The 23,226-nt window shown below is 47.9% G+C and carries 18 protein-coding genes; 10 read left to right on the plus strand and 8 right to left on the minus strand.

Going from position 1 to position 23,226, the window contains the following annotated elements:
• Nucleotides 1-50: 50 nt before the first annotated feature.
• From EL633_RS16885 to EL633_RS16900, 4 genes are all read right to left on the minus strand, one after another.
• On the minus strand, nt 51-1,964 hold the full coding sequence (locus tag EL633_RS16885) for an ABC transporter ATP-binding protein (RefSeq protein WP_126628306.1): 1,914 nt from the start codon (nt 1,962-1,964) through the stop codon (nt 51-53).
• Nucleotides 1,961-3,688: an ABC transporter ATP-binding protein gene (locus EL633_RS16890; protein ID WP_126628307.1), complete on the minus strand. Its 1,728-nt coding sequence runs from the start codon at nt 3,686-3,688 to the stop codon at nt 1,961-1,963. Before EL633_RS16890 ends, EL633_RS16885 begins: the two co-directional genes overlap by 4 nt.
• Nucleotides 3,685-4,173, minus strand: a complete 489-nt coding sequence (locus EL633_RS16895) for a MarR family winged helix-turn-helix transcriptional regulator (RefSeq protein ID WP_126628308.1) — start codon at nt 4,171-4,173, stop codon at nt 3,685-3,687. The genes EL633_RS16890 and EL633_RS16895 overlap by 4 nt, the downstream gene beginning before the upstream one ends.
• 426 nt (nt 4,174-4,599) lie before the next feature.
• Nucleotides 4,600-5,013, minus strand: coding sequence for a nitroreductase family deazaflavin-dependent oxidoreductase (locus EL633_RS16900; RefSeq protein ID WP_126628309.1), 414 nt, complete (start codon nt 5,011-5,013; stop codon nt 4,600-4,602).
• A 365-nt stretch (nt 5,014-5,378) separates the two neighbouring features.
• Between EL633_RS16900 and EL633_RS16905 the strand changes: the two genes are divergently transcribed.
• The gene (locus EL633_RS16905) at nt 5,379-6,098 is read left to right on the plus strand and encodes a TMEM175 family protein (protein WP_161982198.1); all 720 of its coding nucleotides are present in this window, start codon (nt 5,379-5,381) and stop codon (nt 6,096-6,098) included.
• A gap of 185 nt (nt 6,099-6,283) precedes the next feature.
• Here EL633_RS16905 and EL633_RS16910 read toward each other — a convergent pair whose 3' ends face one another.
• Nucleotides 6,284-6,520, minus strand: coding sequence for a hypothetical protein (locus EL633_RS16910; RefSeq protein ID WP_126628311.1), 237 nt, complete (start codon nt 6,518-6,520; stop codon nt 6,284-6,286).
• A 375-nt stretch (nt 6,521-6,895) separates the two neighbouring features.
• Between EL633_RS16910 and EL633_RS16915 the strand changes: the two genes are divergently transcribed.
• A complete protein-coding gene (locus tag EL633_RS16915) occupies nt 6,896-9,961 on the plus strand; it encodes an FHA domain-containing protein (protein WP_246039219.1) in 3,066 nt (1,021 codons plus the stop codon).
• 58 nt (nt 9,962-10,019) lie between these two features.
• Here EL633_RS16915 and EL633_RS16920 read toward each other — a convergent pair whose 3' ends face one another.
• Nucleotides 10,020-10,943, minus strand: a complete 924-nt coding sequence (locus EL633_RS16920; protein WP_126628312.1) for a DUF1186 domain-containing protein — start codon at nt 10,941-10,943, stop codon at nt 10,020-10,022.
• Nucleotides 10,944-11,184: 241 nt separating this feature from the next.
• Nucleotides 11,185-12,921: a TIR domain-containing protein gene (locus tag EL633_RS16925; protein ID WP_126628313.1), complete on the minus strand. Its 1,737-nt coding sequence runs from the start codon at nt 12,919-12,921 to the stop codon at nt 11,185-11,187.
• Between the two features lie 197 nt (nt 12,922-13,118).
• Here EL633_RS16925 and EL633_RS16930 point away from each other — a divergent pair, with 197 nt between their 5' ends.
• The 6 genes from EL633_RS16930 to eccCb all read left to right on the plus strand — a co-directional run bounded on the left by EL633_RS16930 (nt 13,119) and on the right by eccCb (nt 20,862).
• Nucleotides 13,119-13,883 (plus strand): vWA domain-containing protein, encoded by a 765-nt coding sequence (locus EL633_RS16930; RefSeq protein ID WP_161982199.1) that lies wholly within the window; start codon nt 13,119-13,121, stop codon nt 13,881-13,883.
• 18 nt (nt 13,884-13,901) lie between these two features.
• A complete protein-coding gene (locus EL633_RS16935; RefSeq protein WP_161982200.1) occupies nt 13,902-14,771 on the plus strand; it encodes a protein phosphatase 2C domain-containing protein in 870 nt (289 codons plus the stop codon).
• Nucleotides 14,768-15,700 (plus strand): serine/threonine-protein kinase, encoded by a 933-nt coding sequence (locus tag EL633_RS16940; protein ID WP_126628316.1) that lies wholly within the window; start codon nt 14,768-14,770, stop codon nt 15,698-15,700. Before EL633_RS16935 ends, EL633_RS16940 begins: the two co-directional genes overlap by 4 nt.
• A gap of 171 nt (nt 15,701-15,871) precedes the next feature.
• A complete protein-coding gene (locus EL633_RS16945) occupies nt 15,872-16,177 on the plus strand; it encodes a WXG100 family type VII secretion target (protein ID WP_126628317.1) in 306 nt (101 codons plus the stop codon).
• Nucleotides 16,178-16,331: 154 nt separating this feature from the next.
• Nucleotides 16,332-16,706 (plus strand): EsaB/YukD family protein, encoded by a 375-nt coding sequence (locus tag EL633_RS16950; RefSeq protein ID WP_126628318.1) that lies wholly within the window; start codon nt 16,332-16,334, stop codon nt 16,704-16,706.
• Nucleotides 16,707-16,785: 79 nt separating this feature from the next.
• Nucleotides 16,786-20,862 (plus strand): type VII secretion protein EccCb, encoded by a 4,077-nt coding sequence (eccCb, locus tag EL633_RS16955; RefSeq protein ID WP_126628319.1) that lies wholly within the window; start codon nt 16,786-16,788, stop codon nt 20,860-20,862.
• Nucleotides 20,863-20,950: 88 nt separating this feature from the next.
• Here eccCb and EL633_RS16960 read toward each other — a convergent pair whose 3' ends face one another.
• Complete coding sequence (locus EL633_RS16960; RefSeq protein WP_126628320.1) at nt 20,951-21,346, minus strand: ankyrin repeat domain-containing protein; 396 nt, start codon at nt 21,344-21,346, stop codon at nt 20,951-20,953.
• Nucleotides 21,347-21,841: 495 nt separating this feature from the next.
• On the opposite strand from EL633_RS16960, the gene EL633_RS16965 reads away from it, so the two are divergent.
• Nucleotides 21,842-22,057 carry a hypothetical protein gene (locus EL633_RS16965; protein WP_126628321.1) on the plus strand — a complete coding sequence of 72 codons (216 nt, stop codon included), beginning with the start codon at nt 21,842-21,844 and terminating at the stop codon, nt 22,055-22,057.
• A 424-nt stretch (nt 22,058-22,481) separates the two neighbouring features.
• On the plus strand, nt 22,482-23,195 hold the full coding sequence (locus EL633_RS16970) for a hypothetical protein (RefSeq protein WP_126628322.1): 714 nt from the start codon (nt 22,482-22,484) through the stop codon (nt 23,193-23,195).
• The last annotated feature ends 31 nt before the right edge of the window (nt 23,196-23,226 follow it).

A 23,226-nucleotide genomic window follows, 5' to 3' on the forward strand; every position in this document is an offset into this window, starting at 1 on the left:
TGGTGCAAGTTCACCGCCCCGCCGGTCTATCTATCCTCGTGAGAAGACTGCTACACTACATTTTCCGGTATCTGCATGGCACTGGCAGCTGCTCCACCCGTAAACTGGCTGTTATACAGATCTGCATAGAAGCCTTTTTGGGCCAGCAACTCTTCGTGTGTGCCTTTTTCGATAATACTCCCGTGATTCATCACCAGGATCAGATCGGCGTCCCGAATCGTTGAGAGCCGGTGGGCGATCACAAAGCTGGTGCGGCCCTGCATCAGATCGCTCATAGCTTTCTGGATATAGATCTCGGTACGCGTATCTACACTACTTGTCGCCTCATCCAGGATCAGGATCGATGGATTAGCCAGGATGGCGCGGGCGATCGTCAAGAGCTGTTTTTGACCCTGTGAGATGTTGGTGGCTTCTTCATTCAGGATCGTGTTATAGCTATCCGGCAAGGTCCTGATGAAGTGGTCGGCATGCGCGGCCTTTGAAGCCTGGATAATCTCCTCTTCGGTTGCCCCTTCTCGTCCATAGGCGATATTGTCGCGGATCGTACCGTTAAAGAGCCAGGTATCTTGCAGCACCATACCAAACATACTGCGTAAGTTGCCACGCTTCAGATCGGTAATATCGATACCATCCACCAGAATGCGGCCACCATCAAGCTCATAGAAGCGCATTAGCAGGTTGACCAGCGTTGTTTTACCGGCACCGGTTGGACCAACCACAGCAATGGTCTGTCCTGGTTTCACATCGATATTCATATCTTCCATCAGCGGCACATCAGGTTTGTAACCGAATTTGACATGTTCAAACTCGACCGCGCCATGTGGTGCCGCGATAACTTTGGCTTCAACAGCCTCAGGAATTTCCTCTTGCTCATCTAGGAGCTCAAAGACGCGCTCGGCTGAAGCAATGGTCGATTGAATGATATTGGCAATATTTGCTAGCTGCGTAATCGGCATCGAAAACTGCCGTGAATACTGGATAAATGCCTGGATATCACCGATCTGGATGGCGTTCTGGGTTACCAGAATACCACCGATGACGCTGACAAAGACATAACCCAGGTTGCCAATAAACATCATCAATGGCATGATTGTGCCCGAGATAAACTGTGCTTTCCAGCCGGACTCATAGAGTTTCTCATTGAGCTGATCGAATTCCGCGACCGAGCGCCGCTCGAAGCCAAAGGCCTTTACGATCTTATGGCCCGCGTACATCTCCTCGACGTGTCCATTCAATTCACCCAATGACCGTTGCTGCCCCACGAAATAGGTCTGGGAGCGCTTGGCCACCACGACAGTCACGACCAGGCTCAATGGAATGGTCAATACCACTACCAGCGTTAGCAATGGACTGATGGTCAGCATCAGCACAATCACACCCACAATGGTGACCAGTGAGGTGATGAGCTGGGTCAGGCTCTGCTGTAATGTGCTACTGATATTATCCATATCATTGACAGCACGGCTCAGGATCTCACCATGGGTACGTGAGTCAAAGAACTTTAATGGCAGGCGGTTCAGCTTTTCCTCGACCTGTTTGCGCAGATCATAGACCGTGCGCTGGGCCACACTGGCCATAACATACTGTTGGATATACCCAAAGGCGGCACTGATCACATACAGGACGGCCAGGATCATCAAAATGTGCAGGATGGCATTGAAATCCACACCGGCGCCCGGCAAACCTTTATATTTGGCGATCAGACCCTCAAACAGCTTGGTGGTTGCCTGACCCAGGATTTTTGGGCTGACAATATTAAAGATTGTACTGATAATCGCGGCGATAAAGACGACCGTCAGTAGAAACTTATGTGGCATCAGGTAGCCAGCGAGCCGCTTCAAGGTGCCTTTAAAATCTTTGGCTTTCTCCACAGGCATCCCCATCCCCATTCCAGGGCGAGCGCCAGGACCCATTCCCATACCACCGCCAGCAGGTGGACGTCGTACTCCACGTTCTTGGCTCATGCGATTTCCTCCATTGAGAGCTGTGAGGAGACAATTTCATAGTAGACCTTACTGGTCTCCATCAGTTCGCGATGCGTGCCGATGCCCACAATTTTGCCCTCATCCAGGACAATAATGCGATCGGCGTCCATCACTGTACTGACGCGTTGCGCCACGATCAGGACGGTTGATGCGCGTGTCTCTTCTTTGAGCGCGGAACGTAATCTGGCGTCTGTCTTGAAGTCCAGGGCCGAGAAACTATCATCAAAAATGTAGATCTCAGGATGGCGGACCAGGGCGCGCGCGATTGAGAGGCGCTGCTTCTGACCACCGGAGACATTATTACCGCCCTGGGCAATCGTAGAATCGAAGCCATCTTTCATATCGGAGATAAATTCTGTGGCCTGCGCGATGCGAGCGGCATGTTCGATTTCTTCGCTGGTTGCGTCCTCTTTACCATAGCGGATATTCTCAGCGATACTGCCCGAGAAAAGTACGGCCTTCTGTGGTACAAAGCCAATCTTGGAGCGCAGATCCTCCTGTGCCAGTTCACGCAGATCTACACCATCGATCAGGATACTGCCTTCATCGATATCGTAGAAGCGCGGTATCAAGCCAACCAGGGTCGATTTACCGGCACCGGTACCTCCAATAATCGCGGTGACCTCACCGGGATTGGCCTGAAAGGTGATATCTGACAGGGCAGGCTGTTCCGCACCAGGATAGCTGAAGGTGACATGCTTGAATTCCACATAACCTTTTTGTTGACCGGTACGCTGGAGTTGTTTGGCATCGACGATTTCAGGATCAATCTCCAGCACTTTATTGATGCGCTCGGCGGACGCTGAGGCACGTGGCAGCATGACAAACATCATTGAGACCATGATCAGTGAGAACATAATCTGCATCGCGTATTGTAGAAACGCGATCAGTGCGCCAACCTTCATATCTCCATTGTTGATGCGGATACTACCAAACCAGACAATCGCGATCGTGGTAAAGTTCAGCAGGAGCATCATTAGTGGCATCAGGGCCGCGATGGTGCGGTTCACTTTGATCGCAGTATTGGTTAGATCCGTATTCGCGGCATCAAAGCGCTGCTCTTCATGTCTGACACGATCAAATGCACGGATGACGCGTACCCCGGTCAGTCCCTCATCCAGCACCAGATTCAACTTATCAATTTTCAGCTGCATGATCTTAAACAGCGGGATCGCTTTGCCGGTGATAATCAGGATCGAGATGATGATGACAGGTATCGCCGCCACGAAGACCCAGGAAAGTTGTACATCCTGCGAAAGAGCCATAATGATGCCACCAATACAGATCAGCGGCGCACCGATCATCATGCGTAACATGATAATCAAGATCTGCTGGACCTGAGTCGTGTCATTGGTGGTACGTGTGATCAGTGAGGCGGTACCAATCTGATCAAACTCATGCAGCGAAAATTGCTCGACGCGATGAAAGATTTTGGCTCGCACAATACGACCAAAACCAATGGCGCTTTTCGCTGAAAAGTAGCTGGCGATAACTGAACAGCATGTGCCGCCGATCGCGATCAGCAACATCAAGCCGCCGACACGTATTATATAATTCGTATCCCCTTTAACAATACCTGTATCCACAATATCGGCCATCAGTGTGGGCAGATAAAGATCGGAAAGGGACTGCAAAAGGACCAGGATCACGACTAGTGCCACATACCAGCGATATGGCTGTAAAAATCTGAATAACTTGATCATGCTTCCTCGCTCGTGTGCCAGTATGTATGCTGCATACTGGTGTCTTTCTCGTTGAAGTATGTATATACGCTGATTAAAAGTTCAGCAAGTTGCTTGCTCTGCTCCTCGCCCAGATATTCAATTAATCCATTGAATGAGGCAAAAAAAGCCTCGGCCGCTTTTTTTGTGACCAGTTCACCTTTCTCTGTCAACCTGATGCCAACGGCTCGGCGATCTGAAGGATCTGTCTTGCGTTCGATCAGTCCATCTGCCTCCAGACGTTTCAACAACTGCGTAACCATTGGTGAGGTGACATGTAAAAGTTTACTGATTTCTGACACCTTTATCTCGTGATTAGGAGGTGCGACATTCCTCTTGATGCACATTAATACCTTAATCTCACTCGGCTTACATCCCTCAATTGATCTTTTATGCCATTCCGCTCGATCAAACTGCATGAAGGACCGCATGAGTTGTTGCGCCACTGCATTGTCCTGTACGTGCATGTGCGCTCCCCCTTTTTGCATATGTACCTATTTACCTGAATGTGCAAATAATTTTGTAGTTAATTCATTTGGTAACCTAATTATATCGGCAAAAAACTATCCTGTCAATCATGCTTTGCCTTTCTTCCATCAGTGATAATGATTTGAACTATACTACTCTCAGTAGCAGTAGATCTTCGGCAGAGAGCATATTGAAACACTTTCTTAGTATACAAGGAATAGTTGAGGAAAAAAATCGGCCATTAGAACAGTGCGCATAACCAGAGCTTGTAGTATAATAAAAGTACAAGAGATAGAGGATTTTTGAGGATATCAACAAAAAATTCTAGTGTGATTGCAGAAAAGTGTCGGCTCAGCCGACACTTTTCTGCAATCACACTAGATGCTCTTTTTCAAACGTTTGCTTTGAGCTATGCTGTCTTGACTTTAGATGCGCTCTAAAGCAATAACTGGAATTTTGCGGGTGGTCTTTTTTTCGTAATCTCCAAATCCTGGTGCGATGCTAACCTGCCGTGCATAGAGTTCATCACGTTCCTTGCCAGTAATCTCGCTCGCCTTTGCCTTAAACGTCTCCGTGCCGACTTCTACCGTGGCTTCTGGATTAGCGCGCAGGTTGTAGTACCAGTCAGGATTGGTTGGGGCACCCGCTTTAGATGCGAAGATAAGTATGCGCTCACCATCTGGTAAATAAACCAGTGGTGTGGTGCGAGGCTGGCCGCTTTTGGCACCGATGCTGGTCACCAACACCATATAAGCGCCTTCAAATGGGCCGCCAACTTTGCCACCATTGGCACGAAATTCATTAATAACCTGTTCATTCCAATTATTTGTATCAGCCATTAAAAGCTCCTTCTCATAATAGAGATGTTTATTTCTTAGCTCTGGGTTCGTTCAGTTCTCCACATAGTATGGAAAATCTAACGCCCGGGAATAGATATGCGGGACGAAATAGTCACTTATCCTATTGCGTAGTCCCATCGTATTCATGTGTGAAAACACCAATGATCAGTATTTAATTCCCTTCACGCTTACTTTCATGTCTACGTTTTGTCAGAGCTTTGTATAAAAGGTGACTAATGCATGTATCTAGACAAAAAATTAGCAATATGTTAGATTGGTGATTCAGCGAGATAGATAACTTTAAAGATGATACATAAGAAGATCTATACAAATGGATTATAAATTTATGTATGGAGTTAATGTTGATGGAATCGAGAAAGAATGCAGCGACACAAATAGTATTTGAAGAAAAATCTACTGCTTTTGAACGTCTGGTTATGCTGTGCGATGGCATATTTGCTATCGCTATGACCCTACTCGTACTTGACATCAAATTACCTGAAGGCGCGGCAGATGGTAGTTCTGCGCAATTTACTGCGGACCTGTTTAACTTGTTGCTTAAAAGTGCCTTTTATGCGCTGACATTTGCGATAGTGGCTAGCTACTGGGTAGGACATCGTCGCTTGATGACCTATGTTAAGCGCCAGGACCGCCTGTTCACCACACTGACCTTTGTATTTCTGGTCTTCATCGTTTTTTTTCCAGTCTCATTTAATGTGATAGTTGCAAGTGGAAAATTCCCCCAGGCTGTCATTTTTTACACATGTGTGTTGATTGGTTGTAGTCTTTCCTCCTTCTTTCTTTGGGCCTATGCTTCATGGAAGCATAGATTGATTGATCCAACTGTAAGCAGCCATGAGATTGTGACGCGTTCGATTGGCATTCTTATCAGTCCGGTCTATTATTGTCTTTCGCTCTTGCTATTGCTGATACCGAACATTGAACCATATATGGTTTTCTATAGCTGGGCGTTTATTCCAGTGTTTGTTCGTATCATTCACAGCATTAGGGATCAAAGTGATAAACAGCATCAGCGCTCTCAAGAGATCCCGGCAGAGAGCGATTCACCTATCATTGCTGAATAAGCAATCATGCTTGAATCACAGGAATATGTGGCTCTTTATGAGGTGCCTTTAGTAATTTGCAATGATCAATGAAGATGCTTGGATTGAGGCGCAAGTCAGAGGTTGATCCATTTTTTGTCGGCGTGACTGGCGGAATTGAGTCCATTGACTGGTTTTAACATCCGCCATCGATACGCCATCAATCTCTAAAATTGTGCTGCAAGGAGTGCAGCCTCACTCTGTGGTTGTTCTACTTTTGAAGCTTCAATACTGGGGTTAACGGTAGTTGCGTTCATCTGATGAGCATACGTGTAGGCGTCATGGCGTATGGTGAATGACTGAATTACGCGGTCGTTTGGTCCTGGACCTTTTTGGACTGAGATACGTTCACGAATAATAAAGGCTTGCTCTGAAAGTGGCTGGACATAGTAGCGGTTTTTCATGATGAAATCCTCCAATCTTTTCCCTGTAAAGGGCATGTTTATTTACACCCATATATTTGTTTTATCGCTGCTCATAAACTTTAGCTCTAGTATTTGCTAGTTTATGAGAATTCCTAACGCATACAAATACACAGTATGTAAGAGTGAGTAGAAAGTATTCTGAGTATACGCTACTTCTAGTGGGAACACAATGCTTTTAATAATTTGCCTTATATTATGTTTGTCCAATTCATGTGGAACTATAGTCTTTCTCTAAATGTAGTAGCTAAATATTCATGGATCGAGCGTTGATAAAGGGGAAGATAATGCTCAGGAATGTAGATCAGCCTACTTTCCTGTTATTATATTATGTGAGGAGTTCTATTCTTGGAAAAAGTGCAGAAGCCTCCGGCTGAGGCGGCCGTGCGTTTTTTGGATGGTCCACTGGCAGAAAAGGTCATTTTTCTCGATAAGCCGATGATTACGATTGGCCGTGATGCGCAGAATGACATTGTGGTCTCTGATCCTCGCGTCTCAAGGCATCATGCTCGTATTCGTTGGTTTGGCAATGCCTGGATCATCGAAAATATTTCGCAAAATAATCAGATTACCCTTGATGAGCAGCGGATTCAGCAGGGGCAGCTTTACCATAATGGCGTTGTAAAGCTCAATCCAACGATTAGCTTTGTTTTTTTCTTGCGCCAACCAGATATCCAGACGCCAGCGCCGGTCTCAATGACGCCCAATCCCGCATCTCAACTGCCTCTTTCCCCCCCGCCTCCCCCAGTTGCGGGCCCTACCTATATGCGGACAGAACGGTTGGGTGGAGTGATGGTACCTCCGGGCTCTCCATCAGGGACAATGTTGTCAGGTATGCAGGGGAGCAAGGGACCTTCTCTCTTTGTGAGTAGCAATACGAATAGTGATCGTCAGGCCTATCCACTCAATCAGAAGGTTATTAATATCGGGCGCACCCCTGATAATGAAATTGTTATTAATTCTCCGATTATCTCTGGCAATCACGCGCAGATTGTGCAGGAGGACGATAAGCTCTTTTTCATTCATCCTCATCCGCGCCGGGGGCGTACGTTGAATGGCTTGTGGTATCAGGGCCAGCATATTTTAGGGGATCAACCATTTCGCCGCCAGTTACAGGCCGGCGATATTTTCCGTATCGGGGATGAGCATGGGTCGCTGGTAACACTGGCATATGATGCAGGTAGCGATGTTCAGGCAGAACAGTGGCCTGAAATGCCACCGATTGTCTTGCAAGAGGGGCGACTCACCATCGGACGCACCCCCGATAATACTGTTGTGCTTAATCATCCACAGGTATCGGCGCACCATGCCATGGTGGAAAAGGTCCCTGGCGGTTATCGCTTGTTTGATAACAATAGCACCAACCATGTCTATGTTAATGGTGAGCCTGTTAATAATCAGTTGTTGCGTACCGGTGATGAGATCAGGATTGGTCCCTACAGATTAACTTATACGGGTACTGAACTCCGGCAATATGATGAGAGTAGCCATATTCGTATTGAGGCCTTTCACCTGAAAAAGGCTGGTACGAATAATATTGTGCTGCTCAATGATATCTCGCTGGTCATTCCACCGCGCAAGTTTGTGGCATTGGTGGGTGGTTCGGGGGCTGGTAAGTCGACCTTGATGGACGCGTTAAATGGTTTGCGACCGGCGCAGGATGGTGTGGTGCTTTATAATGATGTGGATTACTATAGCAATTTGGCCGCCTTTAATACACAACTTGGGTATGTGCCCCAGGATGACATCGTGCATCGTGATCTGACCGTTGAGCGTGCGCTCTACTATGCGGCTAAGTTACGTTTGCCGGGTGACTTTACCAGGGAACAGATCTCCTGGCGTATCGATGAGGTGCTCGAAGATGTAGAGATGACTGAGCGGCGTAGCTTGCTGGTCAGTAAGCTTTCAGGAGGACAGCGTAAGCGTGTCTCAATTGCTCTTGAACTGCTGGCCAATCCTGGTGTCTTTTTTCTTGATGAGCCTACCTCGGGCCTGGATCCTGGTCTGGACCGTAAAATGATGACCCTCTTACGACGGCTTGCTGATCGTGGTCGTACCATCGTTCTGGTGACGCATGCAACCAACAATATCAATACCTGCGATTACGTCTGTTTCCTGGCGCAGGGAGGACGCCTGGCCTACTTTGGTCCACCCAATGAAGCCAAAGATTACTTTGAGAAAACAGATTTCAGTGAGATCTATAGCGCCTTAGAGCCGACGAAGGACCATCCTGATATCCCACAACAGGCGGAGGAGCGTTTCCGTAATTCTGCTGACTATGTACGCTATGTGGCAACCCCGCTGAGTGAAAGTCAGGCGCAAAAAAAGCTGGCCGAGAGTGCGGGCACGCATACCAAAAAAGTTCATCCACACGTCAAAGCAGGTAGTGGCTGGACACAGTTTATTCTGCTCTCAACGCGTTATCTGGAACTACTCAAGAACGATGTTGGCAATCTCCTAATCCTGCTTTTACAGGCTCCTGTTATCGCGATTATGCTGGTACTCATGGTGCGCTTTGAGGTAGGAGCTGGCGTTTTTGATGCCAATAAACTGACCCAATGCCGAACACAGATTCTCACCAGTTCTGGACCATTGGCGTTGCCCCAGGCTAAGCAGGTTGAGTTGATTGATTGTCAGAAAGTCATGGATTTTCTGAGTAATGATACAACTGCCCAGACCTTTGTGCACCAAAAAGGGAGCGTGGCCCAGGCGCTACAGTCCTTTCTGATTCAGGGACCCGGTGCGGATGCGCAAAAGGTCTTGTTTATCATGGCCTTTGCTACCGTCCTCTTTGGTTGTATCAATGGTGCGCGTGAGATTGTCAAAGAAGCCGCGATCTATCGGCGTGAACGCACGGTGAACCTTGGTATTATGCCCTATATGTTCTCCAAAGTCGTTGTACTCGGACTCCTCTGTCTTTTTCAAAGCGCCATCCTCACGCTGGTCGTGCAGATTGGAGAACCATTGCAGCAGGGCATCTTTCTTCCACCTATCCTTGAGACCTATATCACCTTGAGCCTGACATCCCTGGGTGGTCTGATGATTGGATTAACGATCTCGGCTATCGCGCCCAATAACGATCGTGCCATCAGTCTGGTGCCAATTATTCTGCTGCCACAGGTCATCTTTTCAGGTGCGATCATCCCGCTCAAAGATTGGGTGACGCAGATTATGTCGATGGTCTTTCCCACTCGTTGGGCCATGGCGGCCCTGGGATCCTCAATTGGCCTGCATGCTGATACTACAGGAGGCGATAAACTCTTTGGGGATGATTATACCTATCATGGCACACTCTACTCAATATATAGCCATACCGAAGCACTTCAGCGTTTGCTCGTCTCCTGGGGGGCTCTGGGTGGTATTGTGATTGTGCTTATGATTGTGATTGGCATCTTCTTGAAGCGCAAAGACGCACGTTCATAAATAGTATTCTGATAGGGTGAAAAAATGTGCCTCGCACATTTTTTCACCCTATCAGAATTTAGCGCCTGCGATTTTGCTTACGTGATTTTTTTGCCATCTTGATTTTAGCTTTCTTATTTGCCGTCACACGAGCGCGATTGGCTGGTATGGATCGTTCCTCAGCATGTTCGTCATGTGTATGCGTATGGGTATGTTCATGAGCATAAGGAAGATTATGCGCATGGATCGGCGCGCTCTTCGCCGCTGGTTTGGCTGGAACTGACGGCAGAGCAGTTGCGATTTTAGCCCTCTCTTCGAGCGCTTTTTGATTATATTCTTCCTTTGTAATCAGGCCTAGCGAAAGCTGTGCATCATCCCAGGTTCCTGCGATCATCGTGTCGACAACGTTCGCTTCAAAGGCACTTTCCATTAAGGGAGCTGCCTCTACTGCATGCATCTCATTTAATGTCTCAATCAGAAATGCATTGAGCTCAGGATCATTTTCCGTGAATTTCTCTAATTGCTTGCTGAGGATGTCAATACCTTCTGCACGTGTTTCCGGCCACTTATTCGCGATCTTGAGAATTGCGGGAACGGCCATGTAGCGAGCTTCATTATCCCTGGTCTCGTCTGCGATAAAATTTTTGAGTATCGGTAGCGCAGCTGGACCAATCAATCCCAGGGACTCAGGTATTTCTTCGATAAACCACTCATCTACTACATCAGGTCTTGAAAAGATGGAAAGTAACGGCTTGACCGCTTCCTCAGCACGAAGTTGACCCAGGGCGCGTAACGCATGGATAGGAGCCCAGGCTTCTGGCCTTTCTTCATCAATCTGCATGAGTTCATCGTCGGTTGCCATCTGGATGAGCTCAGGAATATGTTCTTGCTTGAGTCCCACGGCCAGATAATCCTGCCACTCATCGGCCTCAATGTCAGGCTTGCCATAGGTTAATAATTGATTTACTGGAGCTGTATATTTGCTGGTATCAGTACTTTTCATTAGAAGTTCCCCTTTTCACTTGCTTTGTATCTTACTTACTTCATTATAGCCGTATCAGCCTGGAAAGCAATACTGAATAGTGAGTGGCGTGCAGAGGAGATGAGCTTCCAGCAGTTTGTTGCTGGAGAGAGGAGGCTGACCGCCACGGCTTACGTTGATAAGATTGGTAGGCTATGGCGGCTCATGTAAGTTCTATCTGTGTGATTTTGTGTTATGGAATGGACTGCCAACAAACAGACTATCAAGACTTATATATTTTGACGGTAAAGCTGGATAGGTGTTGGATATGATCATATACCCAGACGGCACCACCCACGCGGTTGCCGGTAGCGGGATCGAATTGACCAAGGTAGGCATCGGTGCTCTGAGTGTAGAGATCATTGAGGCTATTCGTGTCGTTGGGATTGGCCAGAAGTTTGGTGGCATCGGTACGGACCATATTTAACCTATCCACGATGCCGTTAACCGAGGCATTGATCTGGTTAATCTGCTGTTTCTGGTCCGCTGTAATGTTGGCGGCTTCGCTCAGACCGCTTAGATGGTGTCCCATTAGTCTCTCAAAGCCGGCTGGATTCTCATGTTCGGAGTCAAGTGTCAACAAGCCGATGCGGCCGACCCTGCCATCAATAAGGAATTTGGTGCCTCCTGGGATATCCTGGGATACATATTGTGATCCATCAATATAATCCAGGATTTTAATGGCGTCTGATCGGGTGGTGGCGGTATTGTTTTTATCGCGTGCGTCCTTTGCCAGTAACATCACTTTTTGGATATTTTGATGGAACCAGAAGGCGACTCCACCCTGGAGGTTTACATTCAGGTCTTTGTTTTGTAACGTTGGATCCAGGTAGAGGAGATGGCGCAAATGATCCAGCTGCGAGCCACCCGCCATATTCATTGAGCCATTGTTATTGTTCATTGGCATGCCAGGGCCATTTCCCTGTGGAATTTCTGCATAGTAGCGCCACATGCTTTTATCGGTCGTCGGGGTGCTAGGAGCGATGGCACTATTTTCCTCGGTTATCAGGATGCGGCTCCCCAGTTTTAGCAGGTTATTATGGGTTGGACTGATATAGGACAGCGTGGCAGTACTATCATGAATCTCTGAAAGCTTACCCATTGGTATGGTATTTGCTTCACCTGCTTGCGTATCGGGTAGAAGCCAGACATAATAGCTCTTATCAGCTTTAGGAGAAGTAAGATTATTTAAAATTACATTGATGCCGTCGTTGGCGCCTTTTTGGCCATCTGTATCAAATAATTCCGAGCTGGTAAAATAGGCATTGCCGACAACTGGATTAGGGATTTTTGCTGGCGGCTGTGGACGAAAAACATTAATGAGTACAACACTAATGAGCGCAATTACGATCAGAGAGGCCAGCGCAATGGAGCCGATCAGCATATTTTTGCGACCAATTGTATAGGGCATATCTCTGAATACAGCCTTCCTGGGTGGAAGGGCCAGTGGTCGATCATAGGTTGGTGATGGAGTGCTGAAATTGCTAATTCGTTTGGGCAGGCGCGAACTCTCTGGAGCCTCAACTTGTTTTAAGCTACTGGTGTCTCCAATTGAAAAAAGGAAGAGCATCTTTTCTAGCGCTTTTGGATAATCCTGCGCAATATTAATGGTGTTGAGATCGGTCCACTCATTGGGACCTTGAACAGTCCCGGTTGATGTAGGAATAATGCGTACTAGTTCGGTATCTTGTTGCTCGGCAAGCTTAAGGGCAACCGTAAAAATCGTACGAGTTCTGGCATTTTGTAACGTTTCGGCCGTCTGCACGAAAATTATCCATTGGCAGCCAGGCAGTGCGCGAGCGATATACTGAGAAAATTCCTCATCTGAATTTCTGCCTGCATCAGTGATGACCTCTGCGCCAGCAGCACGGAGATCATTAAAGAGTTGACGCAGCAAATATTGTCCTTCATCTGGAATTTCGCCTGGATAATAGCAAATGAAGACTCTCGGAACGTTCATGTATCGTCTCCTAGAAGTACTGTGTAGAAAATTATTTGGCAAGCATCGCGACTGCAAGTATAACAGAGTGTGGTATGCTTATTCAAGTAGTACTAGGATATAGTTGCATTTTCGTTTAATACCTTAAAAGGTAAGGTCAGTACAATTTATATGACTGGTCGATGCCAGAAACGAAATACACTGGGAGTTTTGTAGGTATGAGTAATAGTAGTATGTTGTATACACGACCGGCGACTTCATTGACGCCTGCACTGATTATTTATTTGATTGATGCCAGCCATTCTATGAATGATTTATGTGGTTCGGTAACGAAAATTGATCTGGTGAACCGCGCATTGCGGGATGTGTTCAAAGATATGGTACGCCGCTCTATGCGTGATGGTATTGTCCAGCGCAGATATAAAGTTGCTATTCTGGCATACAGCACCGAGGTTGTGGATGTGTCAGGGGGTATTCGTGATTTACCTGATCTGGTGAACGGCGGTACGCCGGTGTTGAGCGCGGGCGGAGAGACAGATACCAGTGCGGGTTTTGCGGCTGTAGAGTCATTGTTGCAGGAAAACCTTGCCCGCTTCCAATCCCACCCGGCCCCTCTCGTTTGCCATCTCACTGATGCCCTCTTTACTGAGAGCGATCCCACCAATCTGATTAGACGCATTCAAGCCATGACGGTAGATGATGGACCTGTGCTGGTTGAGAACGTCTATGTAGCGGATAAGATGTTGCGTTCTTCTGTTGGCGATTGGCATAACTGGGGTGGGGTGGTCAAGCCCGGCCAGCTAACGAACGAGTATGCACGTGTGCTCTTCCATCTTTCCTCGCCGTTGCCTGAGACGTATCGGCAGAATATCAACAATTATGGGTATCATTTGCAGAGCGGAGCCGCCCTGTTCTTTCCTGGCGTGCATACAGACCTTGTACGACTGGCTTTTGCTGTTTCGTCGGCAACCCAATTGAAATAAGAAGGAATGGAAGTCTCTATGCCGCCAGAAAATGCTGCAAATATGTTTCGCGTCTTGGAAACAGACCAGGTGATAGATAGTTTTACGCGTACCATGCTAGGCTCTTCCATTAACGCGCGGGTGCTCTCGTTCCGTTGTCGTGAGGCACAAGAGCAATCGTTACCTAATCAAGACTATGCTACCGTATCTTATTGCAAAGATGGCTCATCGCTGATTTTTTGCATCTGTGATGGCGTGGGTAGCTCCTACAAAGGTGATTTTGCCGCTTGCTGTCTGGCCTCGTATCTGGTGAAATGGCTACAGGCGCTGCCAGCGCGCCAGGAGCGGCCAACCAGATTAGATGCTGCACTGCAAGAGCAACTCGATCGCCTGGCACCGGTGGCTCAAGGTCAATTGATCAAGTTGGAAATGCCAGACGATACTCCTGCTCTTGTGCGCGAGGTATTAGAGGACCTGTGCCGCGATTATGGCAGCGAGGCGGTCTTCTTATGTGGACGTCTGGACTATGAAATGAGTGTAGATGGACGGCCTGGACAGTTGAGCGATGCTTTATTTTGCTGGATGGGGAACGTCACGGCTCGGCTCTTTTTAGATTCTCAGCAGTCTATTTCGCTGGGCGAGAAAACTGATAAAAATGGACGCTGGTCAACCCGTCGTGGTTGTCGTGGCGAACTGCATACCTGGAGTCGCTCGTTGCCAGCTCTGGAGCGCCTGGTCATACATACTGATGGATTGGATGAAATAGGAACATCTCTGGCAACCCTTGATGATGATGCATTGCTGGCAGAGATTCAACATTTATTAACCCTCCCCAAAAGCGACGACATGACGTTATTAGACCTTTACTGGCAGGATGATGTATATGAGGCAGAGGTGAACTGGCGGTGAGCATATTCCAACCAACGCAAGAGATGCTTTTACCGATCGGTCGAGCCTACTATCGCTTTTTGCCACATCCCTATTTTTTGGATGATCGGCAAGAGGTCTTTGTCCTTGAGGGGGGTGAAGCCTTTGTTTATAAAATCCAGCACATGGGTGAGAAAAGGGACTATGCGTTGAAGGTCATGAAGAGTGGATTCCGTGATCGCTACACCCTTCAAGTTACACAGACTCTGGCACAATATATGCATGCGCCAGGACTTTTTCTGGCACGCCGTACCTGTCTGACTCAAGAGGAATATCCTGAACTACTGCGACGCTTTCCAGCGTTGGAATACGCAGTTTTGATGCCCTGGATTGACGGGCGCACCTGGGCAGGCTTGCTCCTTGATCCTGCTGCAAGTGTACGCTATACGCCATCTCATGCACGCCAGCTGGCTGCCGCGACCGCCCATGTACTATGGAGCCTGGAAGATCGTGCCATGGCGCATACTGATATCGCGGGGGGCAACGTCATTCTGAGTCCTGATTTACGGCAAATTCAATTGATAGATATAGATACCATGTACATAAAAGGTTTGAAGATGCCGAAAAAGCACAGTCGGGGCTCACCAGGTTATCAGCATCCAAATCAGGATGCGCGCGGGCAGTGGCGTGCCGATGGTGATCGCTTTGCAGGGGCGATGCTCCTGACTGAAATGCTCACCTGGTGGAATCCCGTGGTGCGTGCCGAGACGCCTGAAGGTGCCGAATCTCTTTTCACGCAACAGGAACTACAGCAGCCAGATCTGCCACGCTGGCGACGTATCCGTAGAACCCTGGAGCAGATGAATCCAGCTTTACGCGAATTATTTGATCAGGCCTGGTACGCTCAGCGCATCGAAGATTGTCCTGATTTTAGTGCCTGGTCCATGTCTCTAGTTACATCTTTCATATAGACTCATTGCAATTTATCGATGAAAGTCGTAAATTAGATATCGAAGGATTTACACGCTGAGTAACCTGATGTTAGTAATACTAGCATGGAGAGATTTCCAGTAGTAAATTAAGATCTGAAGTCTCTATCGTTTGTTTGTACTTTATTCTCCCCCATTCGAGAAAGGTTTTTTATGAGCGGCAATCAAGTAGCAACAGATTTCGGAGAAATGGACGCGGCGGTAAAAACATTTGATACCAACGTGATCCATTTAGAAGAAGCCATTTCCAATGTGAACACAGCTGTCCAGAGATTGGGTGCTGTTTGGAAAGGGAGTGGATACGAACAATTCCTGCTCGCCTCACAATCCTGGGAAAAAGTCTCGAAAGAGATGAAACAGATGCTTCATGACATCAACCAGAACCTCAGTGCCAGTAACCAGGAATATCAGAAGGTTGAGCAGGCAGTTTCAAAATCTTTCCAGGGTTTTCAGATCTAAATTTTATAGCTTTTACAGCTTTAAGGTGCATCTACCAATAGAGTGGCAGGTGCACCTTTACAATTTATAATGTGTCCTTATTCAGGATCCTGAATCTGTGTGGCGGGGAATGAAGCCTCTATTACATCTTCTTGAATGGTATTGAGTATACGTTATGCAAACTCTACTGGTAACTGTTATTGGGCAGCCGAATAAAAAGTCATTTGATCTTGAACTGCCCGGAGATTTACCGATCAGTGACCTCCTGCCCTTTTTATTAGAGCTGTGTGGCTTACAGGAAGAAACAGCCGAACTTTCGGAAGCTGAATTGTGGTGCTTGCGGCTGGATGAACAGACGACGGCCTTACAACGTACACATACACTGATTGATGCAGGCGCATTGGATGGTGCGATCCTTTATCTGCAGACCCTGGCATCCCTTGAAGTAAGCAACCAGCCGAAAAAATCCATTGAGACCAGGCAAATCGTACCAGGACCGGGAACAGGCGGTATTGGTGTGCGTTGGAGTAAAGGGGACCTCAACTTTTAACGCTTTTGCGGCTATCTTCAATGTAAAATGCCCCTGCTTCGTACTGAGGTACTATTGTTGAAGGGATGTACATAGGCTTATGCATGGCATAAAATTTTATCGACCAGCCAGGGCTTATCCTGCTGTTTTGTCTTCAGAGGAGATTGTGATCCAGGCTCCTCCCGTGATCCAGGTGGCCCAGACAGGGGTGATGGCCTGGATGCAGTATCTGCTGCCTATGTTTGGGTGCATGGGATCGCTGGTTTTTATGTTTGCCTATCGCACAAATGGACTGATGGTGGCTGCTGGTTTTCTGATGATCGCGGGCTCTATTGGTAGTGGTGTGGGCATGGGCTTTGTTCAGCGCCACATGCTGAAGAAGCAGAACCGGCTCAATAGTGAGCTTTATCGCGCTTATCTGGCGAAATATCGCACAAAATTGCGTACTATTGCGTATGAGCAGCGGCAGGTCAGCGAGCGTTTATATCCGTCCTACGACCATTTAATCGAGCAGGTCAAGGAGCATCGTTATTTATGGGAACGTCGTCCCGATGATGCAGATTTTCTGCGCGTACGTATTGGTGTAGGGCCGGTCCCTCTTTCCGCGCGGGTGTGCCTGGATCTTGGTGATAATCCAATGGTGCAGTTTGTACCAGAGTTACGCTCGCTGGCGGAGTCGCTGGTGAATGAATATAGCTATCTGGATGATATGCCGGCCCATATTCCGTTGGGAAAGATTGGCGTGCTAGCTATCAGTGGTCAACGTGCCCGTACGCGTGCATTAACCCAGGCCATGCTTTGTCAGTTGCTGGCCTTCCAATCGCCTGAAGATGTACGCTGTCTGGTGTATTTTCCTGAGCATATCGCGCCGCAGTGGAGTTGGATTAAATGGGCGCCACACCTGCGCCGCCTCCGTCCCATCAAGGCTGAAAAACAAAATGCTCCCGATCACCTCTGTATGCTTGCCAGTAATCTGGAGAATATACGCGATCTCCTCAAAACCCAGATCCAGCCAGAATTGGATCGCCGCCGTCGTTTGCTCTCGGATAGAAATAAGCAGGATGAGCTCAAAAACCTGCGGCGACCACACATCTTTATTGTGCTGGATGGTTTTACCCCCTATGGCCCGATTGGACAGCTACCAGAACTTGATGATCTGCTGCGTGATGCCGCTCAATTGGGTGTGACCGTGCTCTGTCTGGTTGATGATACCAGCCAGGAGCCCACCCAGATCCAGGCCAGGCTCTCGATCTCAGCCATTGGCAGGCTGAATTTTGAGGAGATGCATTTTGGGGGCCGCCGCTTAGAGGGCCTTCAACCTGATACGATTGAAAGAAAGACCTGTGAAAAGCTTACGCGTAGCCTGGCGGCGATTACCCTGATCGAGGCAAATGCGCAGCAGGATCTTTCCCAGGATGTACGCCTGTTAGATTTACTCGCTGTGCCATCGGCTGACGCCATACGACCTGAAGAGGCCTGGCAGCCACGGCTGCGCCAGGATCTTTTGCGGGTTCCCCTGGGCATTAAGGCAGATGGTGAGCCGCTGATTTTGGATTTCAAAGAGGCGGCGGATAAAGGTATGGGGCCGCACGGTCTGGTCGTAGGTGCGACCGGTTCCGGTAAAAGTGAGCTCTTACGAACAATCGTGATTAGTCTGGCGGCCACCCATGATCCTGAGACTGTGAACTTTGTGCTGGTCGACTTTAAAGGTGGCGCCTCTTTCGCCGACTTTGCTGCGCTGCCGCATGTGGCTGGTATTGTTACCAATCTCGAAGAAAATGTCTTACTGGTTGATCGCGTTTACGATTCGTTATTAGGTGAGCAGCAGCGTCGACAGCGTATGCTACATGATGCGGGCAACCTGGATAACATCAAGCAGTATCGTGAGAAATGGCGCTCCAATCCAGATATGGAGCCGATGCCCCATCTGGTGATTATCGCCGACGAGTTTGCTGAATTAATCAGAAAGCGACCAGATTTCCTGGAACTTTTTGTAACCATGGGGCGCGTAGGTCGTAGTCTGGGACTGCACCTGTTGTTTGCTACCCAGCGTATCGATGAAGGGCGTATCAGTGGCTTAGAGGGGCACCTGCGCTATCGTATCTGCCTACGCACGTTTAGTGCCTCTGAAAGTACCGCTGTCCTGGGCAAGTCCGATGCCTATTACCTGCCATCTGCGCCGGGCGTAGGCTATTTTAAAGTTGATACCGATACCTATCATATGTTTAAGACGGCCTTGATCTCCGTACCTTTTGTGCCAGTACAGGAACAGGTTTCACCACTAGCCAGAATTCGTGATTTCACCTCGACCGGTGCATTGGTAAAGCATCAATATGCATCGCTTACTACTACTCCCACCCTGCTACTGCAGGAGGAGGCGAGTGAATTACATACTGAGATGGATGTTGTTATCAGCCATCTTACCCTTGATCGTGAAGCGGGCGGTCGTGCCCATCAGGTCTGGTTACCGCCACTGGGCAATAGTCTGCCTTTATATGAGGTGCTGGAACACTGCCAGCGACCGGATCTGACAGGACGTGCGTGGGATACGACGCCAGCCTTTGGTCCGTTACGCCTACCCCTTGGCCTGGTGGATATGCCTCTGTTGCAGGCTCAGGAGCCAATGTGGTTGGATTTCTCGGGATCTGGCGGTCATCTTGCTCTGGTGGGCGCGCCACAAACAGGTAAGAGTACCTTTTTGCGCACCCTGGTTACTTCATTTATGCTGACCCATACCCCGGCTGATGTACAGCTCTACTGTATTGACCTGGGTGGTGGCCTGTTACGTGTGTTTGAGTCCTCTCCACACGTTGGTGTCGTATGTGGTAAAGGTGACCGTGATAAAGTGCGTCGCGTGATTCGGCAGATGCGCAAGATCATCGAGGATCGGGATTTCCTCTTCCGTGAGCATGGCATCGATAGCATGAGTACTTTTCGTGCTCGCCGCCAGGCTGGTGAGCTACAGGATATTCCTTTTGGTGATGTCTTCCTGTTGATCGACAACTTTGCATTATTCTGTCAGGAATTTGATCTGGAAACTGAGGTCACTGAAATCATTGCCAGTGGTCTGGCCTATGGGGTGCACGTTGTGCTGGCTGCGAACCGCTGGCCTGAGATACGTAGCAGATTGCGCGACAACATGGGGATGCGCCTGGAATTGAGACTGAATGATCCACTTGACTCAGAATTTGGTAAAGTGGCGGCATCAACCATCCCGCCAGGCGTGCCCGGACGTGGTTTAAACAAAGATAAGTTGCATTTTCAGGTCGCACTGCCTCTAGCTGATAAAGCAGCAGTGGAGGATCCTAATCAGCATAAAAAAGCTATGCAGCAAATACTGGAAAACTTTGTCCGTCAGGCACGCATAGCCTGGGAAGGCGAGGTTGCCCCTCCGATCCGTTTGCTACCATTGATGGTACGTGCGGAAGAGCTATTAAGTCCGGCGGCCGAACAGCCTCTGGGTGTTCCATTGGGACTTGAGGAGTTCCGCCTTGAGCAATTCCATGTAGATCTATTATCGGCTGGACCTCATTTCCTGGTGCTTGGTGATATGGAATGTGGGAAAACCACCCTCCTGCGCACCTTCCTGCGCGGCATTGAGCAGCGCTACACACCGGCTCAGGTAAGATTCGGCATTATCGATTATCGCAAAACGCTCCTAGACTTTGTGGATAGTAAACATTTGCTCATGTATGCTTATAATCCATCAACCCTGACTGAGTGTATCGGCAACTTTAAAGCTGATCTCGATAAACGTATGCAGACCGGGGCGGACCTGCCGTTGCACCAGTTGCGGAGCCGGAAGCGCTGGGATGGTATGCATTATTTCCTGTTTGTGGATGACTATGATTCCATCTCATCCTCACCGAGTAGTAGTCCTTTAGGCCCCCTGGTAGATTTCCTGTTATCTGGTAAGGATATTGGTTTTCACCTTATCCTGGCTCGTCGCGTTGGTGGTATGGGTCGTGCCTCTTTCGAGCCTGCCTTGCAACGACTGCGTGAGATGGGTACCGCTACCTTGATCATGAGCGGCGATCCCCAGGAGGGACGTATCATGCACGGCTATGCCGCATCACAGCAACCAGCTGGACGTGGCTCACTGGTGCAGCAGAAAGCGCCTCCCACCCTGATTCAAGTTGCCTATACCGAGCCTGACTATGCGTATAGTGTAGAGTAGTAAGTATCGACAAAATGAAAATAGTGCTGCATTATTGGATGCAGCACTATTTTCATTTTGTTTGGGGGCGTATACATTGTTGATGTGTTTAACCAAGTGTTTCCAGGTATTGTAGGACCGGGAGCGCTTCCTCGGCTCCTGCCTTTGCGTGGTTGATTAGTGGAATGCCATGGGGACCTTTCGAGTGTCGCAAGTGCGGATAAGCTGAGAGGATCGCTTGCACGATCTCTAATTGTCCAAGCATGGCCGCGGAGAAGATATCGGTGCGCGCACCATTTTCAATCAGGAAGAGCGCTATATCTCTGCGACCCATATGCGAGGCCGCTCCTAACCCGGTCTCCCAGTCGCCACCGCCCCAATCCCAGGCGGCATTTAGTAGTGCTGGCTCTTGTGCCAGCAGCTCTTGTACGCGTTTAAGATCACCATGGGCATTGCCAACAAAATCGCTGACCAGGGCTGGATCAAGTGTTTCTCGTTTTTCCATGATGCTTCCTTCCTCTTGTCTGGTCTCTCAATACGTAAGTGTTTGATTTCCATGAAATCTATGCTCTACTGATCGTTGCTTTCGCACCTCTGACCTCCAACGGTTTTACGTGTGGTGTCAAAAAGTGTTCTCCGAACACTTTTTGACACCACACGTAAAACCGTTGGAGCATGGGCCCTTCAGGGCCCGCGTGCGGCTGGCTGCATGCTTCATGATAACAGTGGACAACAAACACTCTCTCAAAAAAGAACTTGATTGTTATTGCGTCGCATGTAACAGTATACATAATATAATATCTCCTGCCAATCCTTTTTTCATTGTTGTGATTGTGTTTGCGTGGACCAGAGCATATACTGGTACATGAAGCTGGCTAAAATAAGCCTCTCTTATTCAAATAGTTGCTATGAGCAACATACATGTCTTTTGGGATCGCATAGTATGCTGAAAAGGGCTTGATTTATAGTATGCATTGTCCTACCTGAAAGGGGGATAGTTATGATACAACAAGACATTACCACCAGATGTGCTCATTTACGCCGGTTACGTGAACGTATGAATGAGGAGATTCGTCTCTTGCAGGAAACACTGCAAGAAACGGAGACCAGAGGTTTTGATAATCCTATTCAGACGGTTGAGGTGCTCAAAAGCCTCCAACATGTATGCCACAACGTAGAATTAGAACTAGAAAAATGTCCTGAAAATGGTGCGTAAATATCGTTGAAGGCGTGAACAAGCAACGATAGAGGACCCCAATTGACGGGGTCCTCTATCGTGTGACACCAGGTTTGAAGTAAATAGTTCCATTGCCTCACTGCAGCCTTTTTAATGATTATACTTGTTTATAATATATTCTTTCTTATATCTTACTCTATTATGACATTGCATGCTAAAATTCCATAAATAATATCTAGTGCCAGAAATATTTTTCTATACGAGTCCTATTGATTACTTTTGTCAAGTTGCTTGTTTTAAAGAACTAAAAATGCTATTATCAATAATAGAAGAAGGTTGAGAGATCTGTAGGTATAATATTTGAATATATCTATAGTTTTTATTCGTTACTTGCATAAAAGAATAAAAAGAGGAGCATTGGTTCTCGTATACAGATGTATATAAGAGAACTAAATCCATTTTTGTGTATAGTTTGGATCTTGAAACGCTCATAGGCGTATTACAGCATCGCCAGATTCAGGGGGTCCTCGAAGCTGATCTTGCAACTGGTCAGGTTTCTGAAAAATTACGGAAGGGATCTGCGCGCATAGAACTGAGTGCGGGGAAAATCATTTCGGCTTCTATCTATGATAAAAATGGTCGCATCCTTTACCAGGGGAATGAGGCCATTCAAAAGATAAGCCGGATTGTATTTAGCTGGCAATTAACTGAGGCTCCATCTGCCACAACCTTAACGGTGGACAGGGAGCCAATCAGTGGTCGCCTTCCGTTGCCTGGATCTCTTGATACCGATCCTTCATTGAGGAGAGCCACAAATACCGACCCTTTGCTGAGGAGAGCCACAAACACTGACCCTTTGGCCTCCTACTCACCGGATATACGTTCTGACTGGGAGGGACTTCGCCAACAGAGTCCTATGACTACGCAGCCATTGAGCAACTCCGGGGTACATGCCGGTGCTGAATATGGTGTGCTTATTCCGATAAGGCATCAAAATCTCTCACCAGTGTACTTACGTAATATGTCTCGATCCACACGTAATATTTATGCTCTGATCAACGGCAAAAACTCTATAGAACGTATCGCAGGCTTGCTCTCTCTTCCCATCAACGTTGTTTATTTTGAATTGTTAGGATTGCAGCGCGAAGCTATTATTTATTTGGCGAAAGATGCATGAGTGGGAGCATATATTTCTGCTCATGTACTTT

Origin of the sequence: Dictyobacter alpinus (assembly GCF_003967575.1) — a bacterium.
In the GTDB taxonomy this organism is placed as follows: domain Bacteria; phylum Chloroflexota; class Ktedonobacteria; order Ktedonobacterales; family Ktedonobacteraceae; genus Dictyobacter; species Dictyobacter alpinus.